We start from the raw sequence: 25120 nt of genomic DNA, 5'->3' as shown, positions 1-25120 counted from the left end.
GTTTTCCTGCGTGTGCTTTTCGCGCAGCGGACCGCGGGTGCGAGGTCAGCACCCGGCCTTCCCTGCGCCCTCTTGGATTTGAGGGTGGAGCCACGAAGCAAAGCTCGGGCGAAATGCGCCGCGGGAACGAGAGCTCATGCCCGCTGTTTGAAAGATCGGTCGCGCCATTTCCAGGGATATGTCGAACGTTGCTCGCGCTACGCAGCCATCTCACGCGGCGCTGCGGTGGGCCTTTGCCTTTGCCTTTGCCTTTGCCTTTGTCTTGGCCCTTGTCTCTGGCTTTGCCTTGGGCTTCTCCGGCGCTGCTGCGTCGCCGAATCCTACTGGATGTATCAGCAAGCCAAAAGTGCATGGACCTTTGGGCTGGAGATTCGTCCCTTTGGCGAGAAAGGGTAGCGGAGCCGGTTCACGATGGCCCGTGCAACGGTTCAGAATGAAAAGGGTTCAGGATGAATTGCCGAAGCGGTGTTCTGGAAGCCCCTGTGCGATGCCATCAATGGCCAGAACGTGACCCGCCTGGGGTTCGCGGCTCAATTGCTCACGATCCAGAAACTTTCTGGCCGTCGTCACGAACAAGGTCTTCAGGTCGGCTCCGCCGAAGCATACGCAGGTCGGATTGGTCGCCGGCACCGGAATGACGGTGTCGATCCGGCCGTCCGGCCGATAGCGCACCACCCGGCCGCCGGAGAAGAATGCGGTCCACAGTCCGCCCGCGACGTCGATGCACGCGCCGTCGGGCCTCTCCCCGGAGGCGCTGTAGTCCGCGAACAGCCGTCTGTTGCGGATCGCGCCGTCATCGAGATCGAAGTCGAACTGCCAGGTGCGGTATCGCCTCGTATCGGTGAAATAGAGCGTGCGATTGTCGGGTGAGAACGCGATGCCGTTCGTCACGACGACATCGCCGAACATATGCGTTGCCCGGCCGTCCGCCTCCACACGATACAGCGCTCCGTTCGGTCGATGCAGCTGGTTGTCCATGGTGCCGATCCACAGCCGGCCCCGGGCGTCGACGCGCCCATCGTTCAGGCGGTTGTCGGGGCCGCTTTCGACCTCGCAGAGCTGGGCTGGAGGACCGTCATCGGACGCGCGGCGATAAAGGCCCAAATCCCGCGCGAGCAGGTGGGAGCCATCCGCCGTCAGAGCCTGACTGCCGAGGAAGTTGCACGCGTAGGTAAAGACCTGATGCGCGCCGGTCGCCGGATCGAACGATTGATGCAGCCGCCGGTCGACGTCGACCCACCACAGCTTGCGGGAGCGGTCGCACCACAGGGGCGTTTCGCCGAGGATGTCGCCTGCGGCGACCGCGGTCTCGACCCGATATGCGGGGATCATGTCGGCGGTCATCCCGATATCCGATTCCAGCCGCGAGCCGGGCGATCAGTCCTCGTTCCAGGAGGCGAGGGCGTGCGCGACGCAGCCGTTGATGTGGTCGGTGAGCACGGTTTTGGCGCCTTTGATGTCGCGCTTGAGCGCGCAGTCCAGCAGCGCCTTGTGCTGATTGATCGTCTCTGCGCCGCGGTAGCGCAGCGCATAACGGAAATATTTGTCGAACACGACCGCGTGGGTCTGCATCAGCTCGCGCGAACCGCAACTCGAGATCAGAGCCTGGTGGAATTCGCCGTCGTAGCGTTTGCGCAGCTCGGGATCGTCGCCCTCTTTGAGGACGGTGCGTTCGGTCGCCGCCAGCTTGTGATGCGCGGACACCACGCGGCCCTCCCACTCGACGTCGCCGGCGCGGAACGACTCGGCCATTGCATGCTGCTCCAGCAGGATGCGCAGACCGGCGAGTTCACGCAGGTTCTGGATGGAGATCGGCGCCACCTCGAAGCCGCGCTGGCCCTCCGCGACAACGAACCCCTCGGAGGTCAGACGATTGAGGATCTCGCGCAGTGTGGAGATGCTGACGCCGTAGTCCTCCTTCATGGCGTCGAGCTTGAGACGTCCGGACGGCGTCAGCACGCCGAAAATGATGTCGGATCGAATCCGCTGATAACCGCTGTCGCCCGCCGACAAGGGGCGCCCCTCGAGTGACGTCATACTCTCCGATCCCGCAATAGCGCGCAACGCCCCGTGGCGGGCGGCTGAACCATCAATGTTACCAGCAATATAGCAGACGCCTAACAACAGGTGTATTCCAAAATATCCGATGAAGTGCATTTTATCATTTGACCGAGAAATGTAGTTATGTTTTTTGATTGACCTGAGGGTGCAGAAAAAAATGGCTCAAGCCGCCGTCGTGCCCCGATCGAACAGGGAGGTCAAAATGAGCTTGTTGGTACGGGCGCTGTCTGCGACGGCGATCTGCGTGGCGCTGACGGTCGGCGCATCCGCTGAGGACATTCAGGAGCGCACGATCAGGTGGGGACACCTGAACAACACCGATCACCCCGTCAGCGCGGGGGTGCAGAAATTTGCGGAGATCCTGCTGGCGAAGAGCGGGGGCAAGATGAAAATCCGTGAGTTCGCGGCCTCGCAGCTCGGCAACGAACTGCAGCAGCAATCGGCGCTGCGCGGCGGCACGCAGGAAATGCTGTCCGCCTCGACGACGTCGCTCGCAACCGTCGTGCCGGAGTTCGGCCTCATCGACTTTCCGTTCATCGTGAAGACCATCGAGCAGGCCGACGCGCTCGGGACCGGCAAATTCGGCACGTCAATGCTCGATACGTTGCCGTCGAAGGGGCTGATCGGTCTGGGATATTGGGGCCTCGGCTTCCGCAACGTCACCAACAGCACGCGGCCGATCACCAAGGTCGAGGATTTCAACGGCCTCAAGCTTCGCGTGATTCCGAACCCGGTCTACCTCGAGACCTTCGGGTCCTTCAAGGCCAATCCCGTTCCGATGGCTTTCGGCGAACTCTATTCGGCGTTGGAGACCCGCACCGTCGACGGCGAGGAGAACCCCTTCACGGTCATTCTCTCCAACAAGTTCTATGAAGTGCAAAAATACGTTTCCGCCACCAATCACACCTTCACCCTGAACATCATCCTGGTGAGCAAGGCGTTCTGGGACAAGCTCTCGCCGACCGAGCAGCGCCTGATGCGCGAGGCGTATGAGGAAAGCCGAGGCTATCAAAAGGAGCAGACGCGCCTTCAGACCGAAAAGGCCCTGTCGGAATTGCAGGCAAAGGGCATGCAGTACAACACCGTCGCGCCGGAAGAGCTCGATCGCATGCGCAAGACGGCGCAGCCGGTCGTCGACAAGATTGCCGCCAATCTCAAGCCGGACGCGGTCAAGCTGTTCAACGACGAGCTCGATCGCATCCGCAAGGACGTGAAATAGTCGACCTCGTCAGCATGCAAGAGGCGGAGCCGGCCAGTCGGCCGGCTCTGAACCCGACTTTGCCCGGACGGCACGTATGGCGCGATTTCTCGACCTCTATTGCACCCTGCTGAAGGGCATCATTGCCGCATTCCTTGCGGTGATGGTGGTGCTGGTGTTCGGCAACGTGGTGCTGCGCTACGGCTTCAACTCCGGTATCGCGATCTCGGAGGAGCTGTCGCGCTGGCTCCTGGTCTGGCTGACTTTCCTCGGTGCGGTCGTGGCAATGCGTGAGCACGCCCATCTGGGAGTCGATAGCCTTGTGCGGATGCTGCCGGCTTACGGCAAACGCATCTGCTTCATCGTCAGCTATGTCCTGATGCTGTTTGCCGACTGGCTTCTGCTCTCGGGAAGTTGGCGGCAGACGATCATCAATATCGACGACCGCGCGCCGGCGACTGGCCTGTCGCTCGGCCTCTTCTATGGCGTGGGCGTGATCTTCGGCGTTTCGGCCGGAGTGATCCTTCTCTACGACCTGTTCCGCGTCATGTCCGGACAGGCCAGCGAAGCCGACATGGTCGCCGTCAGGGAATCGGAGGAGCACTGATGCTGTCTCTCCGTATCGTGCCGGGCGGCGCTCACATCCTGGAAATCACCGGGATCACGCCATGACGATTGCCGTCTTCACCTTCTCGCTGCTCGGCGCCATGGCGCTGGGCATGCCGATCGCCTTTGCGCTGATCGTCTGCGGCGTGGCCTTGATGAGCACGATCGACATGTTCGACGCCCAGATCGTGGCGCAGAACGTCATCAACGGCGCGGACAGCTTTCCGCTGATGGCCATTCCATTCTTCATGCTCGCCGGCGAAGTCATGAACAAGGGCGGCCTGGCCAAGCGAATCGTCAACGTTGCGCTCGTCGCGGTCGGGCATTTTCGCGGCGGACTTGGTTACGTGACGATCCTCGCGTCCTGCATCCTTGCGTCGCTCTCGGGCTCCGCGGCGGCCGACGCCGCGGCGTTGGCTGCCCTGCTGGTGCCGATGATGGTGGCGGCGGGCCACAAGAAGTCCTATGCAGCGGGCCTGGTGGCGGCCGGCGGCATCATCGCGCCCGTGATTCCGCCCAGCATCGGATTCGTCATCTTCGGTGTCGCCGCGGGCGTGTCGATCTCGAAACTGTTTCTGGCCGGGATCGTCCCGGGGATGTTGCTCGGGGCAGGGCTCTGCCTGGCCTGGTGGTGGGTGGTGCGCCAGGAGAACCTGACGCCGCCGCCAAGAGCATCGCTCTCGGAAATGGTGAAAGCGGTGGTCGACGGCTTCTGGGCATTGATGCTGCCGGTCATCATCATCGTCGGCCTGCGCTTCGGCATCTTCACGCCGACGGAAGCCGCAGTGGTCGTCGCCGTCTATTCGCTGTTCGTCGCGACCTGCATCTATCGGGAATTGAAGCCATCGCAGCTTTATGAGGTGTTCGTCTCCTCTGCGCTGACGACGAGCATCGTCATGTTTCTCGTGGCAGCGGCGCTGGTATCGTCCTGGCTCATCACCGTGTCCGAGATTTCGGCACAGATCGTCGCCCTGCTGAAGCCTTTCATGGGCAACAACACGCTCCTGATGCTTGCGATCATGGTCGTGGTGGTGATCGTGGGAACGGCCCTCGACATGACGCCGACCATCCTCATCCTCACGCCGATCCTGATGCCGATCGTCAAGGCGGCGGGCATCGATCCCGTCTACTTTGGTGTCCTCTTCATCATCAACAATGCGATCGGCCTGATCACGCCGCCGGTCGGTATCGTGCTCAATGTGGTTTGCGGCGTCTCGAGGATCAGCATGGAGGAGATCATCAAGGGCGTCTGGCCCTTCTTAATCGCGCAACTGATCGTCCTGTTCGCGATGGTGCTATTCCCGGGACTGGTGACGATCCCGGCCAAGTGGTTCAGCGGCTAGAGGCGTCGGCAACAAAGGAAGGACAAGCGAAAATGGCCGCAAGGATCATGATCCTCAACGGACCCAATCTCAATTTCCTCGGCATCCGCGAGCCCCACATCTACGGCTCGACGACGCTTGAGCAAATCGAGGCGAGCTGCAAGGCGCTGGCCGACCAGCTCGGAGTTTCGATGTCGTTCCATCAAACGAACATGGAGGGCGAGCTCGTCAGCCTGATCCAGTCCGCCCATGGCAACGCGGACGCCATCATCATGAATCCCGCCGCCTATTCATTCACCTCGATCGCGCTGATCGACGCGCTGAAGATTTTCGAGGGTGTGAAGATCGAGGTGCACATCTCGAACATCCACGCGCGGGACGAGTTGCACCGCCACTCGATCACGTCGAGTGCTTGCACGGCGGTCATTTGCGGCCTGGGTCCCTATGGTTATCTCGCCGCGATGCTCGCGGCGGTCCAACGGCTGAGCCAATTGCCTGAGGCCATCGCACCGGCTCTGCACGGGCTTGCGGCCGGCGGCAAGGCGTAGGCATGGAGGGCGGGATGCGCGGCACGGGATTTCTCGCCATCTGGAGCGACGTCGAGGCTCACGACCTGATCGACTACCGGCACTGGCTGACGCGTCAGCATACGACCGAGCGCGTGACGACGAAGGGCTTCCTGGCATCGCGTGTCTTCCGCGCGGCAAGGGAGGACATCAACCGCTTCTTCATTCTGTATGAGCTGAAGACGCCGGAAGTCCTCGACGGCGAGGCCTATCTGGCGCGCCTCAACGCACCGACGCCGTGGTCCCAGCGCATCATGCCGAAGCTCGGAAATTTCGTGCGGGGCGGCGGCGTCATGATTGCACGGGGAGGGCGGGGCGAGGGCGCATCGATCGTGGCGCTGCGGATGGAGACGTTGCCGAAAGATCCCCAAGGTTTGGCCCGGGCGCTCGTTGCGTGCGACGGGGTTGCCGCCGTGCAGATCGGCGCGACCGACGAGGCGCGGACATCAGTGCGGACGACCGAGAAGGGCATGCGGAAGAACGAGGGCTTCTTCGCGGGGCTTTTGCTGATCGAGGCGCTCGACGTTGCGTCGCTGCAGGCTGCCTTGCGGAAAGCCGCGGAAATTGCCCCCGACGTCATGGCCAGGGCGAGCGAGCCGGAAGTTTATCAAAGCATGTTTGCGCTCGACGCCCGCATCGCGGATTTCGGCTGATGGCAACGTCTCGCTAGGAACTCTTGCGCACCATCGAGGCTTGACTCAGCGGGCCAGCCTCGCCGCCGATTTGCTGGCCTGCACGGCCCCGCCTCCAAGCCCCCATACCCCCCAGGGTGGGGCCGTGTCTCTTCGCAGGAGATGCAATGCCGGAGCCGACCGATCACGACATCAGAGAACGCGCGCACCGCTTGTGGGAACAGGCGGGCAAGCCGGAAGGCCGCGAGGAAGAGTTCTGGCACGCGGCCGAGCAGGAGTTGCGCAACGAGGACAAGTCGAACCCCATGCGGACGCCGGATACGCTGTGACCGACAAGAGCTGCCCATTCTGCCACGGTCTGGGATGGGTCTGCGAAAACCATCCGCTCCGCGCCTGGAGCGACGAATTGGGCGGCTGCCGATGCGGTGAGGGCATGCCCTGCACCTGCAACGCGACGGAAGATCCCGAAACAAGGGCGGTGATCGTCGAAGCGGACACCACGTGGCATTGAAGGACCTGGCATTGAAGGCGGAACAGAGGCTTCCAGCAGGAATTGAGGTTGTGAGCAGCACGGGCTGCGACGCAGGCCCGTGGCTGCGGCGGGGTTTGCGGTGGACGAGCGGCAAAAGATAGAGCACCAGATCGAACTCGCAACGCGAGCGGCAGCCCTTGTCAAAGACGAAACCACTGTCCAGAGATTCAGGACGTTCGCCGAGGAGCTGAAGCAAAAGCTGCTTCGCATGATGCGGCGCGGCAAGGTGCGAGCGCGCGCGTACGAGCTCTGGGAGCAAGCCGGTCGCCCGGACGATCGCGATGTGGAGTTCTGGGTCGAAGCGGAACGGCAGATCGAAGAAGAGCGCGATCAGCGGAGGCTCTCGGATTCCTCAGACAAACGGTAGAAGTTCCGGTAGCACATCGGCAGCTAACAAGCTTCGGCCGCGCGTTCGACAGAGAAAAAGCCGCCGAGTTCTTCACTTGGCGGCTTCAAAGTCCGTAGCTGTTGGTCGCCTCTCCAGCCTGGTGCGTACCGCCGTTACCTTGTTTGCGGCCATGCAAGTTCAGTCTAGGCCAAGGCGCTCGATTCTGCTGTGACCTGAAGCACACATTTGGAAGGACGATGTCGGGAAGCTTGCGAGGGCACCGACTTTGATGGGACTGCTCCGTCATTGCGTTACACGCCGGCCGCGACACCCAGGCGGCCGATGCCTGGAAGCTTCAGCGCGGGGCGGCGGATGTCGAGGCCGAGCACCGCGCCGAGGAAATTGATCTCGATTCCTTCGACCCAGCCGATGGTCATGCCGAGATAGCCCGACAGCGAGGCGTAGAGGCCGGTGCCGGACGCCGTGATGCCGGCCCAGCGTCCGCTGTAGGGAAAATCCTTGCCGATAGCGGTCGGCGGCAGCACGGCGCGCAACTCGGGAACAGCGTCCAGCGCCGCCTGCACGAAGGTGTTGGAATTCGGTCCCGGCCAGGCGCTGTAGTCGCCATAGGCACGGAACTTGTAATTCTCGATGACGGCGCGGATCTTGGGAATCAGCGCTTCGGCCCGCGCGCCGTCGACGGCGACGACCGTTTCCGGCAAGGCGCCGAACCACCGGCCATCGGGCGCAAAGCCGTTGCTGCGAACAGGGTCGCCCCAGGCCGTGTAGTCGTATCGGCTGTAGGTCGCGGCGCCCTTCTCCTTGACGACGATCCAGGTATGGACAGCAAAAATACTGCGCCAGCGCACCGTGCGCGCGGCGAACACGCGGATCAGCGCGTCCGGATTGACGGATGCGGGCGGCAGCAGGCCGGCGCTGGAGCGATCCGCCGTCTGCCAGTTGCCGCGGCCGTCGCCGCGCAAATAATAGCGGCCGGCCGACACGCCGATCGGCAGGAAGATCAGCAGCAGGAACAGAATCAAGGATTTCCTCAAGGGCAGATGGCGGTCAAGCGGGACGATGCCACCAATATAGTTCGCAGGGCACGCGGCGCCAGCGCTCTCCTGCTCTTGCATTCGGGTGGTGCGGCCATATGTTGCGTCCATGAGGAAGTTGTCGCTCGTCGAGGACCAGGCCATCCAGGCGCGAATCGCGTACATCGCGGGCGCCGAGATTTTCGATCGCCTGTTCGCCGGCATCCGGTTCGACGAAATCGACGGCAATCTGCTGTTTGCCATTGCCAGCGACGAAGACTGCGCGGCCGAGATCGAGGACGAGTTCTCGCACCAGCTCGCCGTGGTCGCCACGCACATCCTCGCGCAGAGCGTGGACGTGGTCGTGGTGCTGCCGAAGGTCCTGCAATAGCAGCCTGCCCGTTCGCCTTCTGCCCGTTCAGGCCGCTTGCCTTTGTCCCCTGTCTCTGCTTTTCAACGCAATTGCAAGATTGTAATGACGTCATTGGGCGCTCACGCCCGAGGCGCGTTATCGACGGAGCTCGACGGGAGGGCTCGTCGTCGCTCGCCGCTATTTGCGAAACAAAGTTGGATACACATTGGCGCCCACCAGGAAAGCCCGGGCCACGACCGGCGTGACAAAGACAAAAAGCGCGAGCTCAAAGAGCAAGAGCTCAAGAGGCAAAGGCTCGAAAAGAACGAGCGCGAAAAGCAGGAGTTCGAAAAGCAGGAGTTCGAAAAGTACCAGCTCGACAAGCAAGCGCCCGGACAAGAGCGCCTCGCGGTCCGCGGTCGCCTCCTCGTCGCCGCTCGGCATGCTGGCGCTGCATCTGCTCGAGCAGTGGGAGAAGTCCGGCCGCGACGGCCTCGTCTTCCTCTGCGACGACGAGAGCAGGGCGGAGCGGCTGGGCGGCGTGATCCACGCCCTCGATCCCTCGGTCGACGTGCTGGTGTTTCCGCGCCTGAACACGCTGCCCTTCGACGGCCTCGAGCCCTCCCGCGAGATCGCGGGACGGCGCAGCTCGGTGCTGCGGCGTCTCGCCAAGGCAAAGAAGCCCGTCTTCCTGGTGTCCACCGCGGAAGCGATCATGGAACGGCTTCCGCTGCCGGCGAGCTGGTCGCGGTCGAGCCTCACGCTGAAGGTAGGCGCGCCCTATTCCGGGCCCGAGCTGGAGAAGCGGCTGGAGGCTCTCGGTTACGATCTCGACGAAGAGGCGGAGTATCCGGGCGGCGTCCTGTTCCATGGCAAGACGTTCGAAGTGTTTCCCGCCGGCGCGCTCGCTCCCTTCCGGATCGAGCATTCCGGAGACACGATCCGCAAGATCGTCGCGGTCGATCCGATCGAGCACGAGGTCGTCTACGAGACCGCCGAATTGATCATCGATCCCATGTCCGAGCGGATCGCGCTGGGAGCTACGCGCGGACAGCGGGCGACGCTGCCGGATTATTGCAGCCGCGCGCGATGGATTGCGGATGCCGGGGTATCGACCCACGCCGAGAGCTGGCTGGGCACGATCGAGGACGCCGCCGGCCGCAGGGATGCGGAGCGCGAATACCTGGGGCAGGCGGACTGGAAGCAGCTGAAGAAGCGCATCAGCGTGCTGCCGCGCAAGGCCGCCTTCATCTCGACTCCGGAGTTCTCGAAGCTGGCCTCGCCGCGCAAGGCGCTTCGCGCCTTCGTCGCCGACATGCAGCGCGGCGGATCGCGGCTGCTGTTCGTCGCGGCTGTCGAGGACGACCTTCGCGCGATGGAGCGCATGAGCGGCATCAAGGCGGAGCGCCTAGCCGATTGGAACGAGGTGACGAAGGCACGGAGCCGCGAAGGTGCGCTGCTGGCCGATTTCGACGCGGGGTTCATTGGCGCCGGCCGCAAGCCGCTTGTCGTCGTGACTGCGTCCGACGTGCTCGGCAGCCGGGCCCATCATCCCCAGCCGATGGCGCGCGCCTGGAACCCGGCGTTCGATCATCCTGATGTGCCCGAAAAGGGCGCCGCCATTGTCCATCTGCAACGCGGGCTCGCCGTGCTCGATGGCTTGCAGACCCTCGACATGGGCAAGGGATCGCGACGCGAGATGATCAGGCTCAAATTCGCGGGCGACAATGCCGTGCTCGTACCGCCGTCCGATCTCGCCGTGATCTGGCCCTATGCCGGCGAGCCCGGCAAGCTGACGCTGGACAAGGCGGACGGCAGCAGCTGGTGGGCGCGGCGCACCGAGGCGGAAGCGGAAATCCAGGTCGCCGCCAAGGCGCTCGCCAAACACATCAGCCAGCGCCTCCGCCGCCGTGCACCCAAACTGGTGCCGCCGGGGCCGGCTTACGAAAAATTCGTCGCGCGGTTCCCCTATTTCACGACAGCGGACCAGGGCCAGGCGATTCAAGACGTCCTCGACGATCTTGCGGCGGGCCATCCCATGGACAGGGTGATCTGCGGTGATGTCGGATTCGGCAAGACCGAGGTCGCGCTGCGGGCGGCGGCCGCAGTGGCGCTGTCCGGCAAGCAGGTGGCGATCGCTGCGCCGACGACCGTGCTGGCGCGGCAGCATGTCGAGACCTTCCGCAAGCGGTTCGGCCCCCTCGGAATCGAGGTGGGAAGCCTGTCGCGGGCCAGCTCAGGCCCGGAGACGCGAGAGACCAAGGAGGGGCTGCGGCGCGGCACGCTGAAAGTCGTGGTCGGCACGCAGGCGCTTGCGGCAAAGGACGTGAAGTTCGCCGACCTTGGCCTCGTCATCATCGACGAAGAGCAGCATTTCGGCGCGGCCGAGAAGGCGAAGCTTTCGGGCCTCGCCAAGGGGGCCCATTCGCTGTGGATGAGCGCCACGCCGATCCCGCGCACGCTCGCCGCGGGACTTGCCGGCTTCAGGGATCTCAGCGTGATCGCCTCGCCGCCGGTTCATCGCCTTCCCATCGTGACCAGGATCGCGCCGCTGTCCGACGCTGCCATCGCCGCGGCGCTGCTGCGCGAGCGCAGGCGGCACGGTCAGAGCTTTCTGATCTGCCCGCGCATCCAGGATCTGGAGCCGATGCTGGCGCGGGTGCAATCGGTGGCACCGGAGCTGCGCATCGTCTGTCTTCACGGCAGACTGCCCGTGGACGAGATCGACGACCGCATGATGAGTTTCGTGGATGGCGAGGCGGACGTGCTGCTGGCGACCAATATCGTGGAAAGCGGTCTCGATATTCCGCGCGCGAACACCATCGTCGTGTGCTGGCCCGAAAAATTCGGACTTGCGCAGCTGCATCAGCTCAGGGGACGGGTGGGACGCGGCGGCACGCGCGCCTTTGCCCATCTGCTGACGGAATCGACCTCGGAGCAGTCCGAGAAGCGTCTGGCGGTGCTGGAGGAGTTCAGCAAGCCGGGTGCCGGCTTTGCGATCAGCGAGCGCGACCTCGACCTCAGGGGCGCCGGCGATCTGTTTTCGGAACAGCAGTCCGGTCACGTCCAGGTGTTCGGACCGGTGCTCTACAGTCATCTGCTGAAGCGGGCGTCCGAGCGTGGCAGCGATGCCGGCGCCGATTTGTGGGTGCCCGATCTCAATATGCCGTTGGCCGACATGCTGCCCGAAGGCTACGTGCAATCGGAAGCGGTCCGGCTCGAGATCTATGGGCGCGCTGCCAGGTGCCGAAGCGACGACGATCTGGAAGATCTAGAGGAGGAGATCTCGCGTCGTTTCGGCAGGCTGCCGCCGGAGGCCCGCGACTTCTTCGCATCCGCCAGGCTCCGTATCGATTGCAAACGGCGCGGCATCGTTAGGCTCGATGTCGGGCCGGAGGCCGTCGCCGCGACGTTCCTGCCGGGGCGGCTGCGGAAATCGAGGGCGAAGTCGCAGGCGGGAGCGCTACAACGCGACGGCGACCGCGTCGTCTACGCCGGTCGCCGTGATCAGGACCCGTTCAGGCGCGTCGAGGAATTCCTCGAACTCCTCGACGCCTGAGGATCATTCGGTCTGCTCGACTGCCGCGGGCATTTTCGCCACCGACATCAGCGAGCGGGCCACCTGGTTGAGGAGCTGATCGGCGTTCTCCTCCTCCGCGAGTGATTTCGACAGCAAGGCGACAATGGCACTGTGGCGAAGCTGCTGGGCGAGGTTGCGGGCCGTGGTATAGCCTGCGATCTCGTAATGCTCGACGCGTTGTGCTGCGCCGATCAGGGCGAGGTCGGCCGCCGCGTCCTCCTTGTCCTCGCCCTCGGCCATGATCTCCTGGCCCTCCTCGACGAGGCCCATCATGCCCTTGCAGGGCTTGGCGCGGGCGGATTTGCCGAGCATTTCGAAGCATTCGTTGATGCGCTCGACCTGCGCTTCGGTCTCCGCGAGGTGCTGCTCGAACAGCTCGCGCAACTGGTCGAAGCGGGCGGCCTCCGCCATCTTGGGAAGCGCCTTGGTCAATTGCTTCTCGGCATGCAGGATATCGCGCAGCTCGTTGATGAGCAGATCGCCGAGACCCGCTTCGTCCGCGGGCGGCGAGCTCTCGGTGACGATGGCTGTGGCCGGACCCGGTTCGCCCGCCTGGATTGCCGGCGAGTCCGTGAAGACCCAGTCGCCGCCCTCGTTCCACGGCCCACGCGTGTCGATCTCGCCATGGTCGCCGGCGCCGGTGGAATCGTTGAAGAACTGGTCGACGAGGCCGGGCGTCGGCGCGATGCGGCCGATGCTGAAGGCCGGCTTGCCCATGCTCTCGAGCGCCAGCGCGAACGCCTTCATGTGCGTGATCTCGCGAGTCATCAGGAACTGCAGCGCATCCTTGCTGCCGGCATCGTCGCAGAAATTGATCAGCCGCTCGTAGACGATCTTGGCCCGCGCCTCTGCGGCAATGTTGCTGCGCAGATCGACGTCGAGCTCGCCGGTGATCTTCAGATAGTCGGCGGTCCAGGCATTGCCCTGGGAGTTGAAGAGATTGACGCCGCCGCCGCCCGCGATGGCGATGAGGGGATCGGCTTCGGCCGCCTGGCGGTCGAACTTCGAGGGCTTGAGATGCATCCGCGCCAACGTGCCGACCACTTCCAGATGGCTGAGCTCTTCGGTGCCGATGTCCATCAGGAGGTCCTTGCGATCGGGATCCTCGCAGTTCAGCCCCTGGATCGAGTACTGCATCGCGGCCGCAAGCTCGCCGTTGGCGCCGCCGAACTGCTCCAGCAGCATGTTGCCAAAGCGCGGATCGGGTTCGTCGACGCGAACGGTGAACATCAGCTTCTTGACGTGATGATACATGGGGGGACTCTCGATCTGGGGATTGTGGAAGAAGATGCTTCCCGAACGGGCGGCGCCAATGGTTTGTTCCTAACCAAATGATCTGCGCCGGTGATATGCGGCGCAGATCATTCGATGTCGGCGGCAGGATTGTGGACGAATTCGATCAGCGTTGATCCGGGCGCTTGGCGGGAGGCCCGTTCTTGTTGCCGGGAGCCCCTTGAATATTCGACGGGTCCTGCGATTGCACGGCGGTGTTGCCAGTGGAGCTCGTCGAATTCGATCCGACGGTTTCACCAGGCTTGGCGGCCGGTCCGTTCTTGTTGCCGGGCTGTCCGGCAATGCCGGCACCCGAATTCTGCGCGCTTGGCGCGGACGAAACGTCAGGCTTGCTGGCCTGCGCCCAAGCTGCTGCAGGCAGCGCGAGAGCGGCGAGGATAACGGCACCTGTGAACTTCATCTCGGTGTTCTCCGACTGATGCCCCATCTACTCGAACGCCGGTGACCTGCGTGCGTTCCCTGTCGTCATCAACTCGAAAAGTCTTCTCGCGCTATCATGGCGGACTATCCCGGCAGCGGCGCCTCCACGACGTCCAGCAGCGCTCCGAGGCCCTGGCGCAGGCGGCGGGTGGCGATGCTCTCGGTGGCGAGGCCGAACACCACCAGGGATCGTCCGGTCATCGCATAAACATGCCCGAAGTCGAATGCGGGCATCTGCCCCTCCGGTTGATTGGTGTCGATCAACCCGATCCAGCTGCGTCCCTCGGCGACAGCGGGCAAGGTGAAATTGACGACGTCGTGATGAGCATTGTAGATCAGCAGCATGGTTGCGTCCGAACCGCGGCGCTTGATCCCGGTCTCCTGGGCGCGGCCGTCGAGCAGCAAAGCGAAGCATTTGGCGTTGCCGTCCTGCCACTGCTCCGTCGTCATCTCCTCCCCGGACGGCGCGAGCCACGTCACGTCCTTCACGTCCAGCTCTTCGTTGTGCGAGCCGACGAGAAAGCGGCTGCGGTAGAGAATCGGAAATGCCTTGCGCGTGGCGATCAGTTTGCGCGTGAATTCGCGCAGGCTGCGGCCGTTCGCGGTGATGCCCATCCAGTCGAGCCATGTGGTCTCGTTGTCCTGGGCGTACGCGTTGTTGTTGCCGTGCTGGGTGTGTCCGAATTCGTCGCCGGCAAGCAGCATGGGCGTGCCGTGAGACAACAGCATGGTCGCCAGCAGATTGCGCTTCTGGCGCTCGCGTAGCGCAATGATTTCAGGATCGTCCGTCGGTCCCTCTGCGCCGCAATTCCAGGAATGATTGTTGCTGTGGCCGTCGCGATTGTCCTCGCCGTTGGCTTCGTTGTGCTTGTCGTTGTACGAGACGAGATCGTTGAGATTGAAACCGTCATGGGCGGTGACGAAGTTGACGCTGGCCCATGGCCGGCGGCCGCGCTTGTTGAAGAGATCGCCGGATCCGGACACGCGTTTGGCGAAGTCTGCGATCGTACCTTCGTCGCCCTTCCAGAAAGCGCGCACCGTGTCCCTGAACTTGTCGTTCCACTCCGCCCATCCCGGCGGAAACTGGCCGACCTGATAGCCCCCCGGACCGATATCCCAAGGCTCGGCGATCAGCTTGACACTGGAGAGCACGGGATCCTGGCGGCAGGCATCAAGGAAGCCGCCGCCTTCGTCGAAACCGTAGGGCTCCCTCGCCAGGATGGTGGCGAGGTCGAAGCGGAAGCCGTCGACCCGCATCTCGGTCGCCCAGTAGCGCAGGGAATCGGCGACCAGTTGCAGCACGCGCGGGTGCGACAGGTTCACCGTGTTCCCGGTACCGGTGTCGTTGATGTAATAGCGCCGCTGGTCCGGCAGGAGGCGGTAATAGCTGGCATTGTCGATGCCCTTGAATGACAGCGTCGGGCCGAGCTCGTTTCCTTCCGCGGTGTGATTGTAGACGACGTCGAGGATGACCTCGATGCCATGGGCGTGGAACTGGTTGACCATGGCCTTGAATTCGTTCGCGAACGGCGTCTTGAGGTAACGCGGCTCCGGCGCGAAGAAGGCAAGGGAGTTGTAGCCCCAGTAATTGCGCAGGCCTTTCTCGACCAAATAGCTGTCGTCGACGAAGGCATGGATCGGCAACAATTCTGCACTGGTGATGCCGAGCGATCGCAGATAGGCCGGCACCTCCGAATGCGCAAGACCGGAGAACGTGCCACGGTCTGCGTCGGGCACCAACGGATGCAGCTGGGTAAAACCCTTGACGTGCATCTCGTAGACGATCGTCCGCTCCCACGGCACTTCCGGTTTGCGCGCGGCGCCCCAGGTGAAGGCCGGGTCGATGACGCGGCATTTCTGCATCAAGGGCGCGCTGTCGCGTTCGTCGTAGGAGAGATCCTTGTCGGCATGGTCGAGCTGGTAGCCGAACAGCTCCGGTCCCCAACGCAACCGGCCGACCAGCTGTTTGGCGTAGGGATCGAGCACGAGCTTGTTGGGATTGAAGCGGTGTCCCCCGTCGGGTTCGTAGGGGCCATGGACGCGGTAGCCGTAGACGGTGCCGGGACGGGCCGCGGGCAAATAGCCATGCCAAACTTCGTCGGTATATTCCGGGAGTTCGATCCGCTCCAATTCGGTCTCGCCGCCGTCGTCGAACAGGCAGAGTTCGACCTTGGTGGCATGGGCCGAAAACAGCGCGAAATTGACACCAAGCCCGTCCCAGGTGGCGCCGAGCGGAAACGGTTTGCCCTCGCTGATCCGCGAGCGACGCAGGCTCGAGGCTGCCCGTGTCAGGGCGTCGTCTGAATGTGCTTGTTGGTCCATTATTGCCCCGAAATGCCGTTCAAGAAATTGGTGCAGTCGCCGCCACTTCGCCGGTGGTTTGGTCGCCAACCGCCGCCGAAGCGACTACGGCGGCAGGAGGCACATCGTCCGGTTTGGGCAGCGTGGTTGCCCTTTGCAGCGCCGCCTCCTTGCTGATGGCCGCAATCGAGTTGCCGGTCCGCTCGACGATGCTGGTCAGCTCTGCGTCGGACAGTCCCAGACGCTTTCTGACGAGGCGGACCTGAGTAGGGTCGGCAAGGTCGAGCTTGTTGCGGATCGGCTGTGGCTTCGAGCGGCGCATGGCGAAATCTCCCGTGTAGAATTGCAACCGTCGCCCAGGCGATTCCGTTCCCTGTTTGCAACAGTGATCTTCCCCAACCATCGTCGCCGCACCTTGGCCCAAAAGTGCACACAACGAGCATGGCGCATCGGTGTGGCGCCGGCCTGAGGAACGAATGCCTGCATCTCGGCTTCTCCCGTCCTGAGCATGCTTAAGCGATCGCAAAATCGGGCCTCGCGAAGCTTGCTGTTATTTCCAGCCACGCAAAGGCGGCTAGGTTTGAGTCACAGATTGGGAATGGCCGGGCAAGCGCGACACCACGGCCCTCGATGCCTCGATCACGGGGTCTGCTTCAACCTCTGGGCGCCGACGGCGCAATCGGTCGAATTGCTCGAAGCCGGCCGGCCGCCACTCCGGATGACGCGCGACCACGATGGCTGGTACCAATCGTTGAGTCCCACCGCGCACGTCGGCACGCGCTATCAGTTCAGAATCAACGCAGACCTGGTCGTTCCCGATCCCGCCTCGTTCTTCCAGCCCGACGACGTCGGGGCGCCGAGCGAGGTGATCGACACCGCGACGTTCCGGGACTCGGTGCTCTATCCCGGCCGCCCCTGGGCGGAGGCCGTGATCTACGAGCTGCATGTCGGCACCTTCAGCGAGGAAGGCACCTATGCCGGCGTCGAGAAGAAGCTGCCCTATCTGCGCGATCTCGGCATCACCGCAATCGAGCTGATGCCGCTCAATGACGTCCCCGGCCGGCACAATTGGGGCTATGACGGCGTGCTGCTGAATGCGCCAAATGCACGCTACGGCAGGCCGGAAGACCTCAAGCGGCTGTTGCGCGCGGCGCATGCCCTCGACATCATGGTCTATCTCGATGTCGTCTATAACCATTTCGGGCCGCAGTTGAACTATCTGCATCTCTATGCGGAAAGCTTCTTCACCAAGCGCCACAGCACCGGCTGGGGCCCTGCCGTCAACCTCGAGGGACACGACGGCGCGTTCGTGCGCGAGTTCCTGATCGAGAACGCGTTGATGTGGCTGCGCGACTACGGGTTCGACGGCTTGCGGCTCGACGCCGTTCACGCGCTGAAGGACGATTCCGACCGCCATGTCCTGATCGAGCTGGCCGAGACGGTTCGCAGTCAGCTGCCGGGCCGGCGCGTGCATCTGATGCTGGAGAACGAGGACAATCAGGCCCGCCTGCTCGACCGGGCGCCAGGGCGAACCCGGCTCTATGACGCGCAATGGGGCGATGATTTTCACAACGCGCTCCACGTCCTGTTGACGGGCGAGGACGAAGGCTATTATCGCGCCTTCGCAGACAGGCCGCTCGAACATCTCGCGCGAGCGCTCACCGAGGGCTTTGCCTACCAGGGCGAAATCTTTCCGCTGCATGACGAACCGCGCGGCGAGCCGAGCGCGCATCTGCCGCCTGAGGCCACCATCTTCTTCGCCCAGAACCACGACCAGATAGGCAATCGCGCGCTCGGGGAGCGGCTTTCCGCGCTGGTCGGTCCGGAGAAACTGGATCAGGCCATGGCGCTGGTTCTCCTGAACCCTCATATCCCCATGCTATTCATGGGTGAGGAAGCCGCGGCCGAGACGCCGTTCCTGTTCTTCGCCGACTGGTCCGGCGAAGCCGCCGAATTGACGCGGGAAGGCCGGCGCAAGGAGTTCGCGCATTTCAAGGCATTCTCGACGCCCGACATGCGCGCCAGGATTCCGGACCCGTGCGACGAAAAAACCTTCACGGCATCGAAGCTCGACTGGACCGGCATCGACCGCTCTCCCGCCAGCGCCAGGTTTCGCGGCCTCACAACCCGATTGCTGAAGATACGGCGCGAGAGAATCGTGCCGCTGATCAAGCAGGGTTTCGTGTCGGCTCATTGCAAGTTGCTGGGAGAGGACCAGCGTAATGGCGGCCTGGATGCCCGGTGGCGGACGGAGAAGGGAGACATCTTGCAGATTGTCGCCAATTTAGCCGATCGCCAATTGCCCATGCCGGCGCTGGTTGCGGGCGAGAGCCTATGGCGATTGGGCGCCGCCGACGCGCCAGCCCTGTTGCCGAACGACATCATCGTGCGGCTTGGCCACGAGGCTTGATGGAACCGCGAGGAACGCTTCCAAAAGCTTTCCGTTAGCGGAGTAAATCGCTGGAGCCGCTTCATGACCGACTATCCAAAGCCGCCTTTTCCGCCGCAGCAGCAATCGATGCCCGGCTCGACGCGCGCGATGAACCCGCGACCGGATCATGGCGAAGAGAGCTACAAAGGCTCGGGCCGCTTGGCCGGAAAGAAGGCAATTATCACCGGAGGCGACAGTGGCATCGGCCGTGCGGTCGCGATCGCCTATGCCCGGGAAGGTGCCGACATCGTCATCGCCTATTTGAACGAGGATGAGGATGCCGCCGAGGTCAAGACGCTGGTGGAGCGCGAGGGACGCAAGGTCGTCCTGATCCCCGGCGACATCCGCAATCCCGATCATTGTCGCGCGATCATCCAGCGCACCGTCGAGGCGTTCGGCGCAATAGACATCCTCGTCAACAACGCTGCCCATCAGGACACGTTCAAGGAGATCGCTGATATCAGCGACGAGGAATGGCAGCGGACGTTCGAGACCAACATCCATGCCATGTTCTATCTCACCAAGGCCGCGGTGCCCCACATGCGCCCGGGAGCCGCGATCATCAACACCGCGTCGGTGAACTCCGACATGCCGAATCCGACCCTGCTGGCCTATGCCACGACCAAGGGCGCCATTCAGAACTTTACGGGTGGCCTCGCCCAGATGCTGGCGGCGAAGGGCATTCGGGTCAATGCGGTCGCTCCGGGGCCGATCTGGACGCCGCTGATTCCGTCGACGATGCCGGAGGACAAGGTCAAGAACTTCGGCAAGCAGGTGCCGATGCAGCGGGCCGGCCAGCCGGCCGAACTCGCGACCGCCTATGTCATGTTCGCCGATCCGCTCTCGAGCTACACATCGGGAGCGACCCTGGCGGTCACCGGCGGGAAGCCGTTCATCTGACCCAGCGCGCAACGAGAACGTGGCAGCCCCGCGGGCGGGCCGCCACGTCCAGTACATCTTCACCAGCACGTCTTGACCACGGCGTCTCGATCAAGCGGCGCTGGGACGCCTTGGCATTGACGCCCTTGCGAAGCGCCACCGCGTTCAGCTTGGTGTTGGCGGCTTTCTCTTCGTCGATCTCGCCGGCGGTCTCATCGGCCTCCTCGATAATGCCGTCGACGGCGGGACAATGTTGGCCGCTGGGCTCCTTGCCGAGCTTCGCGAACACCTTTCACAATGATGGAACTGGAACGCCGCACAGCCGCAGCTGTTCCATTCCCGTGACCAGATCAGGAGAGCCGAATGAGCGACGGTGAGGATCATCTTGCGAGCCTGCTCGGACGAGCGGCGATGGACGTGTGGGGCGACATGCCCCGCGACATCCAGGAAGCGCTGTTCGAGACCGCCATGAAGGGACGGCCTGCGGAGCGGGAAGAACTCGCGCGGCTGTTGCACGAGCGGCATCCCCGTACGCTTCATCCGGCGCGGCCTGGCTGAGCCGCGGCAGGAACGATCAGGCAAGAAGCCGATTTGTAAAATGGGCGAGGCGCGGTGAATGGGATTCGACGAAGCCCGAGCCGTAGCGCCGCCCAGGATCAAATCGGTGAGTCGATCAGCGTGACTGAAATGATTATCGGAAAATGGTACGACCCCATCTCCCAGAGATGGATCGTGCCGCGCGAAGCGCACTCGGTGGCGGGCCACTCGCAGTCCGACCCGGAGAAGGGGCTCGAAACCCGCAAGCCGGCCGAGGCGCAGCGGATCTGGGACCTGTTGGTCGATTGCTGCGCGCGCGGGTGATGTCCGAGCCGCACCATCATCGGCTTCTGCTGTCGGCAATTCACAGAGTGATGACATAGACCGCGAAGGCAATGATGAGCGCCAGGCTTACGACGACGGTGCTGATCAATATCTTGCCCATGGCGCGTCCGTGCTGTTCCGCCGCGTCAATGTAACAGCCGGCATTTTCGTTCCTGAACGGCTCTGCTGAAGCAGCGCCGACTGTTCACATGTAAACAGAGGGCGCCGGCACCAAATGGCGTGAACTACATCATTTGATATAGATATGGCTGGGCTCGCTCATATCATTGGCCATCCAGAAGGCACAGCATGTGCCCATGACATGGAGACCCGATCGTGCACAGGCGGCGTCGCGTTCAGCAAACCACCACGCTTCAAGAGCGGCTTGCGGAGTTCACCAGGACCATCCGTGAAAAGGCCGAGTCGTTGCCCGACGGCAAGGAGCGGGATGAGCTGATGAAACGGCTGAGAAGCGCCGACACGGCGTCAAGCCTCGACCGTCAATTCGCCGGCAGGGATTGAGCTGCAAGGATCGAGCTGGCAAGGACTGAGCTCGCAAGGATGGAATTTGCAAGCTTCAGCTGCGGTACCAGCTCGCCAGATTCCAGGTCGTGACGTCCCAGCCCGACATGTCGACCATGAGGTTGTTGACCCCTGCGTTGACGATGTTACGGGATAGAAGCGGCAGGAACACGTTGGCCTCGCAAAAAGTTTCGTCGACCTTGATCAGTAGCGCGGCGCGCTTGACCGGATCGAGCTCGTTCTGCGCGGCCTTGTAGGCCTTGTCGGCCTCGGGATCGGACCAGCGCGAGACGTTGCGGCCGAGCCATTTGTTGTCCTTGTTGGAAATCTCCCAGGAGACGCACTGGTTCAGGAAGCGCTCCGGGTCGGGCTGCGGCTGCGTCGTGTTGTACATCTCCATGTCGGCATAGAACTTCGAGTAGGTGTCGGGATTGCCGACGTCGGATGAGAAGAACACCGATGCCGTGACCGCCTTGATCTCGATCTCGATGCCGGCCTTCTGGCAGGCCTGCTTGATGATGGCCTGCGTCTTCTGACGCGGCGCATTGGTCGAGGTCTGGAAGACGAATTTCAGCTTCTTGCCGTCCTTCTCGCGGAGGCCGTCCGCGCCCTTGGCCCAGCCGGCTTCATCCAGGACCTTGTTGGCCTTGTCGACGTCGAACTCGTATTTCAGCTTTGGCGACTTGAACTGCTTGGGTGCGTTGACGAAGCTCGCGGTGGCGACGCCGCCGCGCCCGTAGATGAACTTCTGGATCGACTCGCGGTCGATCAGCAGGTTCATCGCGCGGCGAACGGCGGGATCTGACAGCGTCGGATGCTTGGTCTTGGGGCTGGAGCGCTCGCCGTCCACCTCAGTCCACGGATCGGTCGTGTTGAGGATGATGAACTCGACATTGCCGGAGGGCGTGACGTCGAGCTTGCCCTTGCCGCTAGCCTCCATGCGCTTGAGGACCTCCTCCTCCACTTGCATGTTCCAGGCATAGTCATATTCGCCGGTCTGCAGCACGGCGCGCGCCGCGGACACTGCATCGCCGCCGCCTTTGATTTCGAGCGTGTCGAAATGCGGCTGGTTCTTGATGTGATAGTCGGGATTGCGTTCGGCCCGGATCAGGTCCCCGGGCTTGAACTCGACGAATTTGTAGGGACCGGTGCCGACCGGCTTCAGATTGCCGGGCGCTTCGCGCGACTTCGCGCCGACATAGTCGCCGAAATGATGTTTCGGCAGGATCGGACCGACCGAGCCGACGAAGGGATCGGCCCAGAACGGCGTCGGCGCCTTGAACAGCACCTTGACGGTATGGTCGTCGATCTTCTCGACCGTGATGTCCTTGTAGGAACCGGTCGTGTACGCCGCTGTGGCGAGATCCGAGGCGTACTGCCAGGTGAAGACGACATCATCGGCGGTGAAGGGCTTGCCGTCGTGCCATCTCACGCCCTGCTTCAGTTTCCAGGTCACGCTCAGGCCGTCGGGCGAAAGGCCGCCGTTCTGCTTTGACGGGGCTTCGGCCGCGAGGCAGGGGACGAGGTTGCCCTCCTTGTCCCAACCGGCGAGCGGCTCGAAGAAAACGCGCGAGGCGATCTGGTCCTTGGTGCCGAGCGCGAAATGCGGATTGAGCAGCGTCGGGGCCTGCCAGAGCAGGATCTTGAGCGGGCCGCCGCCGCCGGCCTTGGTCGGTTTGTATTGCAGCGTGGCATCCGCCATCGCCACGTCGTTCCAGACCAGGATCTGGCTCGCGACCGGCGCTGCGATCCCGATCGCAGCCATCGTCTGCATGAACGAGCGTCGCGACAGCGTGCCCTGCTTCACCTCAGCGATGGACTTGCGGATTTCGTTCTCGTTCATCGAATGATCCCCACTTCACGGACAAGTCGTCACTGGCCAGGGCCCATCATGTTTCATCGAGGGCGAGGCGGCAATGCCGACAGGGTCAGAAAACCCTGCGGCGAAATGACGAATTTGCGGAGGTTTGAAGCCGGGATGGAGCCGAGCGCAAACCAGGATAGGTCCTGCCGCGCAGGCGGCGCCCCGGATTGCGCTTCGCTCCATCGGGCTAGGACAACGATCAGTGCGGTTTTGCCGTGATGCGCCTCACGCTTGCGCAGGTGCATTCGTTCCCCACATGCGGACGAACGGAGAAGCGTCGTCCGCGCTAGGAGACCAATATGGATTTCCATTTCATTGATTTCGCGCCGCGGAGAAGCGAATACGGTTCCAATCATTTCCGCCAAGTCATGGAGACCAAGATGTCGTTTCGCCTCCCCCTGATCCTTGCGACCGTGCTCGCCGCCTGGTCGGCCGCCGCTTCAGGCGAGACCATCAAAATCGGCGTGACGCCGGGGCCGCACGCCCAGATCTTCGAGGCCGTGAAGCCGATCGCCGCCAAGCAGGGTCTCGACATCCAGCTCATCGAATTCTCCGATTACGTCGTGCCGAACGCCGCACTCGATGCTGGCGAGATCCAGGCCAATTCGTTCCAGAATCAGCCTTATCTGGACAACCAGAAGGCCGACCGTGGCTACAAGATCGAAGCCGTCGGCTTGACCGTGAATTTCCCGATCGGTGTCTATTCCAAGAAGCACAAGGCCTTCGCCGACATCCCCGAAGGCGGCAAGGTCTCGATCCCGAACGATCCGACCAATGGCGGCCGCGTGCTGCTGCTGCTGCGCGACAAGGGCGTGATCAAGCTGAAGGACAGCACGGGCTTCAAGCCGACGGTGCTCGATATCACCGAGAATCCCAAGAAGCTGAAGTTCATCGAGGTCGACGCGGCGCAGGCGCCGCGCGCGCTCGACGATGTCGATGCCGCCGCGATCAACACCAATTACGCAACCCAGGCGGGCCTCGATCCCGTCAAGGACCCGATCCTGCGCGAGGACCCGAAGGGGCCTTATGTCAACCTGATCGCCGTTCGCGCCGCCGACAAGGACAAGCCCTGGGTCAAGATCCTGGTGGGCAGCTACCACACGGCGGAGGTCAAGGAGTTCGTCCTGACCAAGTTCAAGGGCGCGGTTCTGCCGAGCTGGTAGGCAGTCTGCCCAGCCAAAGTTCAGCTCAGGGCGATCCCGGCGGGCAGGCTTGCGTACTAGCCCTGCGCAATGCCCGCTTGTCTGGAGCTGCGGCAACCGACATCATCGGGGCCCATCCTCGTCCGACAGGGGTCGTATGAAACGCTTAGCAAACCTGAAACGCCTGGGGTTTTTCACGCGGCTTCTCGACGAGGCCCCGCCCGCCGACCGATATCGCTTCGCGGCCGAGCAGATCGTGCGCGCCGAGAAGGCGGGCCTCGATTCCGCGTGGATTGCGCAGCACCATTTCCACGAGCGCGAGGGTGGCCTGCCGTCGCCCTTCACCTTTCTCGGTTACGTCGCAGCCCAAACCTCGCGCATCCGGCTCGGCACCGGCATCGTCACCTTGCCGCTTGAGAATGCGGTACGCGTGGCTGAGGACGCCGCGGTGCTCGATCTGCTCTGCAACGGTCGCTTCGAGCTCGGTGTCGGCACCGGCGGCAATCCCTCGGCCTTTGCCGCCTTCGGCCTCGACAGCGCCCAGCGCAACGAGATCTTTGCGCGCAATCTGGAAATCGTCCGCACCGCGCTGATGGGCAAGCCGCTCGACGGTGGCGACACGCTCTATCCGCAGCGGCCGCAATTGGACAACCGGATCTGGCAGGCGACGTTCTCTGTGGCGGGCGGGGCGCGTGCCGGCAAGGCGGGCGATGGCCTGTTGCTGTCGCGCACCCAGCCTCGAATCAAGGAGGCGCCGAAGGCAACGCTGGCCGAGATTCAGAATCCGGTGATCGATGCCTATCTCGAAGCACTGCCGCCGGGACGCGAGCCCCGCATTATGGCCTCGCGCACAATCTTCGTCGCCGACGACCGTGCTGAGGCGATGCGCCTTGCCGATATCGGGCTGCGGCGCGCGCTGCCGCAATTCCTCAAGGGCGGCCACGCCAAGCCGGGCGAGACGCTCGAGGAGATGATCGCGGCGTTCGACACCCATGTCGGCGCGGCCGACGACGTCATCGCTTCGCTCCGCGGCGACGCCACGCTGGAGCGGGTGACCGATCTCGTCTTCCAGGCGCATTCGGTCGATGCCCCGCATCCCCATATCCTGCGCTCGATCGAGCTCGTCGCGGAAAAGGTCGCGCCGGCGCTCGGCTGGGCGCGGACGGCGCCCGACGTGGCGCTGGCGGGATAGTCGG

General features: G+C 63.4%; 25 protein-coding genes and 2 pseudogenes. 17 read left to right on the top strand and 10 right to left on the bottom strand.

The window, feature by feature from the left end:
• Positions 1 to 309: 309 nt before the first annotated feature.
• Positions 310 to 396 (top strand): annotated as a pseudogene (locus AC0L3C_RS34530) (short-chain dehydrogenase); the annotation flags it as partial.
• Positions 397 to 444: 48 nt separating this feature from the next.
• Here AC0L3C_RS34530 and AC0L3C_RS34525 read toward each other — a convergent pair.
• Positions 445 to 1344 (bottom strand): SMP-30/gluconolactonase/LRE family protein, encoded by a 900-nt coding sequence (locus tag AC0L3C_RS34525; protein WP_473410235.1) that lies wholly within the window; start codon positions 1342 to 1344, stop codon positions 445 to 447.
• A gap of 33 nt (positions 1345 to 1377) precedes the next feature.
• Positions 1378 to 2037 carry a GntR family transcriptional regulator gene (locus tag AC0L3C_RS34520; protein WP_473263714.1) on the bottom strand — a complete coding sequence of 220 codons (660 nt, stop codon included), beginning with the start codon at positions 2035 to 2037 and terminating at the stop codon, positions 1378 to 1380.
• Positions 2038 to 2263: 226 nt separating this feature from the next.
• Between AC0L3C_RS34520 and AC0L3C_RS34515 the strand changes: the two genes are divergently transcribed.
• The 7 genes from AC0L3C_RS34515 to AC0L3C_RS34485 all read left to right on the top strand — a co-directional run bounded on the left by AC0L3C_RS34515 (position 2264) and on the right by AC0L3C_RS34485 (position 7284).
• Positions 2264 to 3280: a TRAP transporter substrate-binding protein gene (locus AC0L3C_RS34515; RefSeq protein WP_007595999.1), complete on the top strand. Its 1017-nt coding sequence runs from the start codon at positions 2264 to 2266 to the stop codon at positions 3278 to 3280.
• 76 nt (positions 3281 to 3356) lie between these two features.
• Positions 3357 to 3866 (top strand): TRAP transporter small permease, encoded by a 510-nt coding sequence (locus AC0L3C_RS34510; RefSeq protein ID WP_473410234.1) that lies wholly within the window; start codon positions 3357 to 3359, stop codon positions 3864 to 3866.
• 61 nt (positions 3867 to 3927) lie between these two features.
• On the top strand, positions 3928 to 5208 hold the full coding sequence (locus AC0L3C_RS34505) for a TRAP transporter large permease (RefSeq protein ID WP_473410233.1): 1281 nt from the start codon (positions 3928 to 3930) through the stop codon (positions 5206 to 5208).
• A 32-nt stretch (positions 5209 to 5240) separates the two neighbouring features.
• Positions 5241 to 5735 (top strand): type II 3-dehydroquinate dehydratase, encoded by a 495-nt coding sequence (locus AC0L3C_RS34500; protein ID WP_473410232.1) that lies wholly within the window; start codon positions 5241 to 5243, stop codon positions 5733 to 5735.
• A 14-nt stretch (positions 5736 to 5749) separates the two neighbouring features.
• Entirely contained in the window at positions 5750 to 6406 is a 657-nt protein-coding gene (locus AC0L3C_RS34495) for a hypothetical protein (protein ID WP_473410231.1), read from the top strand.
• Positions 6407 to 6552: 146 nt separating this feature from the next.
• A complete protein-coding gene (locus AC0L3C_RS34490) occupies positions 6553 to 6714 on the top strand; it encodes a DUF2934 domain-containing protein (protein WP_007595988.1) in 162 nt (53 codons plus the stop codon).
• A 261-nt stretch (positions 6715 to 6975) separates the two neighbouring features.
• On the top strand, positions 6976 to 7284 hold the full coding sequence (locus tag AC0L3C_RS34485; RefSeq protein WP_473410230.1) for a DUF2934 domain-containing protein: 309 nt from the start codon (positions 6976 to 6978) through the stop codon (positions 7282 to 7284).
• Between the two features lie 272 nt (positions 7285 to 7556).
• Here AC0L3C_RS34485 and AC0L3C_RS34480 read toward each other — a convergent pair whose 3' ends face one another.
• The gene (locus tag AC0L3C_RS34480; RefSeq protein WP_473410229.1) at positions 7557 to 8288 is read right to left on the bottom strand and encodes a DUF3750 domain-containing protein; all 732 of its coding nucleotides are present in this window, start codon (positions 8286 to 8288) and stop codon (positions 7557 to 7559) included.
• A 121-nt stretch (positions 8289 to 8409) separates the two neighbouring features.
• On the opposite strand from AC0L3C_RS34480, the gene AC0L3C_RS34475 reads away from it, so the two are divergent.
• Complete coding sequence (locus tag AC0L3C_RS34475; RefSeq protein ID WP_007595982.1) at positions 8410 to 8670, top strand: hypothetical protein; 261 nt, start codon at positions 8410 to 8412, stop codon at positions 8668 to 8670.
• Between the two features lie 159 nt (positions 8671 to 8829).
• Here AC0L3C_RS34475 and AC0L3C_RS34470 read toward each other — a convergent pair whose 3' ends face one another.
• Positions 8830 to 9075 carry a hypothetical protein gene (locus tag AC0L3C_RS34470; RefSeq protein ID WP_473263709.1) on the bottom strand — a complete coding sequence of 82 codons (246 nt, stop codon included), beginning with the start codon at positions 9073 to 9075 and terminating at the stop codon, positions 8830 to 8832.
• On the opposite strand from AC0L3C_RS34470, the gene AC0L3C_RS34465 reads away from it, so the two are divergent.
• Positions 9074 to 12190 carry a DEAD/DEAH box helicase gene (locus AC0L3C_RS34465; protein WP_473410228.1) on the top strand — a complete coding sequence of 1039 codons (3117 nt, stop codon included), beginning with the start codon at positions 9074 to 9076 and terminating at the stop codon, positions 12188 to 12190. The genes AC0L3C_RS34470 and AC0L3C_RS34465 overlap by 2 nt on opposite strands.
• A gap of 3 nt (positions 12191 to 12193) precedes the next feature.
• On the opposite strand, the gene AC0L3C_RS34460 is transcribed toward AC0L3C_RS34465, so the two are convergent.
• The 4 genes from AC0L3C_RS34460 to AC0L3C_RS34445 form a co-directional block, all read right to left on the bottom strand.
• Complete coding sequence (locus tag AC0L3C_RS34460) at positions 12194 to 13465, bottom strand: DUF892 family protein (RefSeq protein WP_473284108.1); 1272 nt, start codon at positions 13463 to 13465, stop codon at positions 12194 to 12196.
• A gap of 145 nt (positions 13466 to 13610) precedes the next feature.
• Positions 13611 to 13904 (bottom strand): hypothetical protein, encoded by a 294-nt coding sequence (locus AC0L3C_RS34455; protein ID WP_473284110.1) that lies wholly within the window; start codon positions 13902 to 13904, stop codon positions 13611 to 13613.
• A 104-nt stretch (positions 13905 to 14008) separates the two neighbouring features.
• Entirely contained in the window at positions 14009 to 16246 is a 2238-nt protein-coding gene (glgX, locus tag AC0L3C_RS34450; protein WP_473284112.1) for a glycogen debranching protein GlgX, read from the bottom strand.
• Positions 16247 to 16265: 19 nt separating this feature from the next.
• Positions 16266 to 16547 (bottom strand): hypothetical protein, encoded by a 282-nt coding sequence (locus AC0L3C_RS34445; protein ID WP_473263703.1) that lies wholly within the window; start codon positions 16545 to 16547, stop codon positions 16266 to 16268.
• 276 nt (positions 16548 to 16823) lie between these two features.
• On the opposite strand from AC0L3C_RS34445, the gene treZ reads away from it, so the two are divergent.
• Positions 16824 to 18635 (top strand): malto-oligosyltrehalose trehalohydrolase, encoded by a 1812-nt coding sequence (gene treZ / locus AC0L3C_RS34440; RefSeq protein WP_473284114.1) that lies wholly within the window; start codon positions 16824 to 16826, stop codon positions 18633 to 18635.
• Positions 18636 to 18698: 63 nt separating this feature from the next.
• A complete protein-coding gene (locus tag AC0L3C_RS34435) occupies positions 18699 to 19556 on the top strand; it encodes an SDR family oxidoreductase (RefSeq protein ID WP_473263701.1) in 858 nt (285 codons plus the stop codon).
• Between the two features lie 103 nt (positions 19557 to 19659).
• On the opposite strand, the pseudogene AC0L3C_RS34430 reads toward AC0L3C_RS34435, so the two are convergent.
• Positions 19660 to 19827 (bottom strand): annotated as a pseudogene (locus AC0L3C_RS34430) (DUF892 family protein); the annotation flags it as partial.
• 71 nt (positions 19828 to 19898) lie between these two features.
• Here AC0L3C_RS34430 and AC0L3C_RS34425 point away from each other — a divergent pair.
• From AC0L3C_RS34425 to AC0L3C_RS34415, 3 genes are all read left to right on the top strand, one after another.
• Positions 19899 to 20093: a hypothetical protein gene (locus AC0L3C_RS34425; RefSeq protein WP_473263700.1), complete on the top strand. Its 195-nt coding sequence runs from the start codon at positions 19899 to 19901 to the stop codon at positions 20091 to 20093.
• A gap of 120 nt (positions 20094 to 20213) precedes the next feature.
• Entirely contained in the window at positions 20214 to 20396 is a 183-nt protein-coding gene (locus AC0L3C_RS34420) for a hypothetical protein (RefSeq protein WP_473410237.1), read from the top strand.
• Between the two features lie 336 nt (positions 20397 to 20732).
• Positions 20733 to 20918 carry a hypothetical protein gene (locus AC0L3C_RS34415; protein ID WP_473410227.1) on the top strand — a complete coding sequence of 62 codons (186 nt, stop codon included), beginning with the start codon at positions 20733 to 20735 and terminating at the stop codon, positions 20916 to 20918.
• A 55-nt stretch (positions 20919 to 20973) separates the two neighbouring features.
• Here the strand turns inward: AC0L3C_RS34415 and AC0L3C_RS34410 are convergent, their stop codons facing one another.
• Entirely contained in the window at positions 20974 to 22761 is a 1788-nt protein-coding gene (locus AC0L3C_RS34410; protein WP_473410226.1) for a peptide ABC transporter substrate-binding protein, read from the bottom strand.
• A gap of 389 nt (positions 22762 to 23150) precedes the next feature.
• On the opposite strand from AC0L3C_RS34410, the gene AC0L3C_RS34405 reads away from it, so the two are divergent.
• Positions 23151 to 23945 (top strand): MetQ/NlpA family ABC transporter substrate-binding protein, encoded by a 795-nt coding sequence (locus AC0L3C_RS34405; protein ID WP_473263731.1) that lies wholly within the window; start codon positions 23151 to 23153, stop codon positions 23943 to 23945.
• A gap of 136 nt (positions 23946 to 24081) precedes the next feature.
• On the top strand, positions 24082 to 25116 hold the full coding sequence (locus tag AC0L3C_RS34400) for a putative FMN-dependent luciferase-like monooxygenase (RefSeq protein ID WP_473410225.1): 1035 nt from the start codon (positions 24082 to 24084) through the stop codon (positions 25114 to 25116).
• Positions 25117 to 25120: the final 4 nt, after the last annotated feature.

The sequence above is a fragment of the Bradyrhizobium sp. WSM4872 genome (assembly GCF_055811715.1).
This window is presented reverse-complemented; position numbering and strand designations above follow the sequence as displayed.

Bases quoted from the DNA above. Each gene is read 5' to 3' on its own strand.
- AC0L3C_RS34525 (WP_473410235.1), bottom strand. From the start codon at position 1,344: ATGACCGCCGACATGATCCCCGCATATCGGGTCGAGACCGCGGTCGCC.
- AC0L3C_RS34520 (WP_473263714.1), bottom strand. From the start codon at position 2,037: ATGACGTCACTCGAGGGGCGCCCCTTGTCGGCGGGCGACAGCGGTTAT.
- AC0L3C_RS34515 (WP_007595999.1), top strand. From the start codon at position 2,264: ATGAGCTTGTTGGTACGGGCGCTGTCTGCGACGGCGATCTGCGTGGCG.
- AC0L3C_RS34510 (WP_473410234.1), top strand. From the start codon at position 3,357: ATGGCGCGATTTCTCGACCTCTATTGCACCCTGCTGAAGGGCATCATT.
- AC0L3C_RS34505 (WP_473410233.1), top strand. From the start codon at position 3,928: ATGACGATTGCCGTCTTCACCTTCTCGCTGCTCGGCGCCATGGCGCTG.
- AC0L3C_RS34500 (WP_473410232.1), top strand. From the start codon at position 5,241: ATGGCCGCAAGGATCATGATCCTCAACGGACCCAATCTCAATTTCCTC.
- AC0L3C_RS34495 (WP_473410231.1), top strand. From the start codon at position 5,750: ATGCGCGGCACGGGATTTCTCGCCATCTGGAGCGACGTCGAGGCTCAC.
- AC0L3C_RS34490 (WP_007595988.1), top strand. From the start codon at position 6,553: ATGCCGGAGCCGACCGATCACGACATCAGAGAACGCGCGCACCGCTTG.
- AC0L3C_RS34475 (WP_007595982.1), top strand. From the start codon at position 8,410: ATGAGGAAGTTGTCGCTCGTCGAGGACCAGGCCATCCAGGCGCGAATC.
- AC0L3C_RS34465 (WP_473410228.1), top strand. From the start codon at position 9,074: ATGCTGGCGCTGCATCTGCTCGAGCAGTGGGAGAAGTCCGGCCGCGAC.
- AC0L3C_RS34470 (WP_473263709.1), bottom strand. From the start codon at position 9,075: ATGCCGAGCGGCGACGAGGAGGCGACCGCGGACCGCGAGGCGCTCTTG.
- AC0L3C_RS34460 (WP_473284108.1), bottom strand. From the start codon at position 13,465: ATGTATCATCACGTCAAGAAGCTGATGTTCACCGTTCGCGTCGACGAA.
- AC0L3C_RS34455 (WP_473284110.1), bottom strand. From the start codon at position 13,904: ATGAAGTTCACAGGTGCCGTTATCCTCGCCGCTCTCGCGCTGCCTGCA.
- glgX (WP_473284112.1), bottom strand. From the start codon at position 16,246: ATGGACCAACAAGCACATTCAGACGACGCCCTGACACGGGCAGCCTCG.
- AC0L3C_RS34445 (WP_473263703.1), bottom strand. From the start codon at position 16,547: ATGCGCCGCTCGAAGCCACAGCCGATCCGCAACAAGCTCGACCTTGCC.
- treZ (WP_473284114.1), top strand. From the start codon at position 16,824: ATGGCCGGGCAAGCGCGACACCACGGCCCTCGATGCCTCGATCACGGG.
- AC0L3C_RS34435 (WP_473263701.1), top strand. From the start codon at position 18,699: ATGACCGACTATCCAAAGCCGCCTTTTCCGCCGCAGCAGCAATCGATG.
- AC0L3C_RS34425 (WP_473263700.1), top strand. From the start codon at position 19,899: ATGAGCGACGGTGAGGATCATCTTGCGAGCCTGCTCGGACGAGCGGCG.
- AC0L3C_RS34410 (WP_473410226.1), bottom strand. From the start codon at position 22,761: ATGAACGAGAACGAAATCCGCAAGTCCATCGCTGAGGTGAAGCAGGGC.
- AC0L3C_RS34405 (WP_473263731.1), top strand. From the start codon at position 23,151: ATGGAGACCAAGATGTCGTTTCGCCTCCCCCTGATCCTTGCGACCGTG.
- AC0L3C_RS34400 (WP_473410225.1), top strand. From the start codon at position 24,082: ATGAAACGCTTAGCAAACCTGAAACGCCTGGGGTTTTTCACGCGGCTT.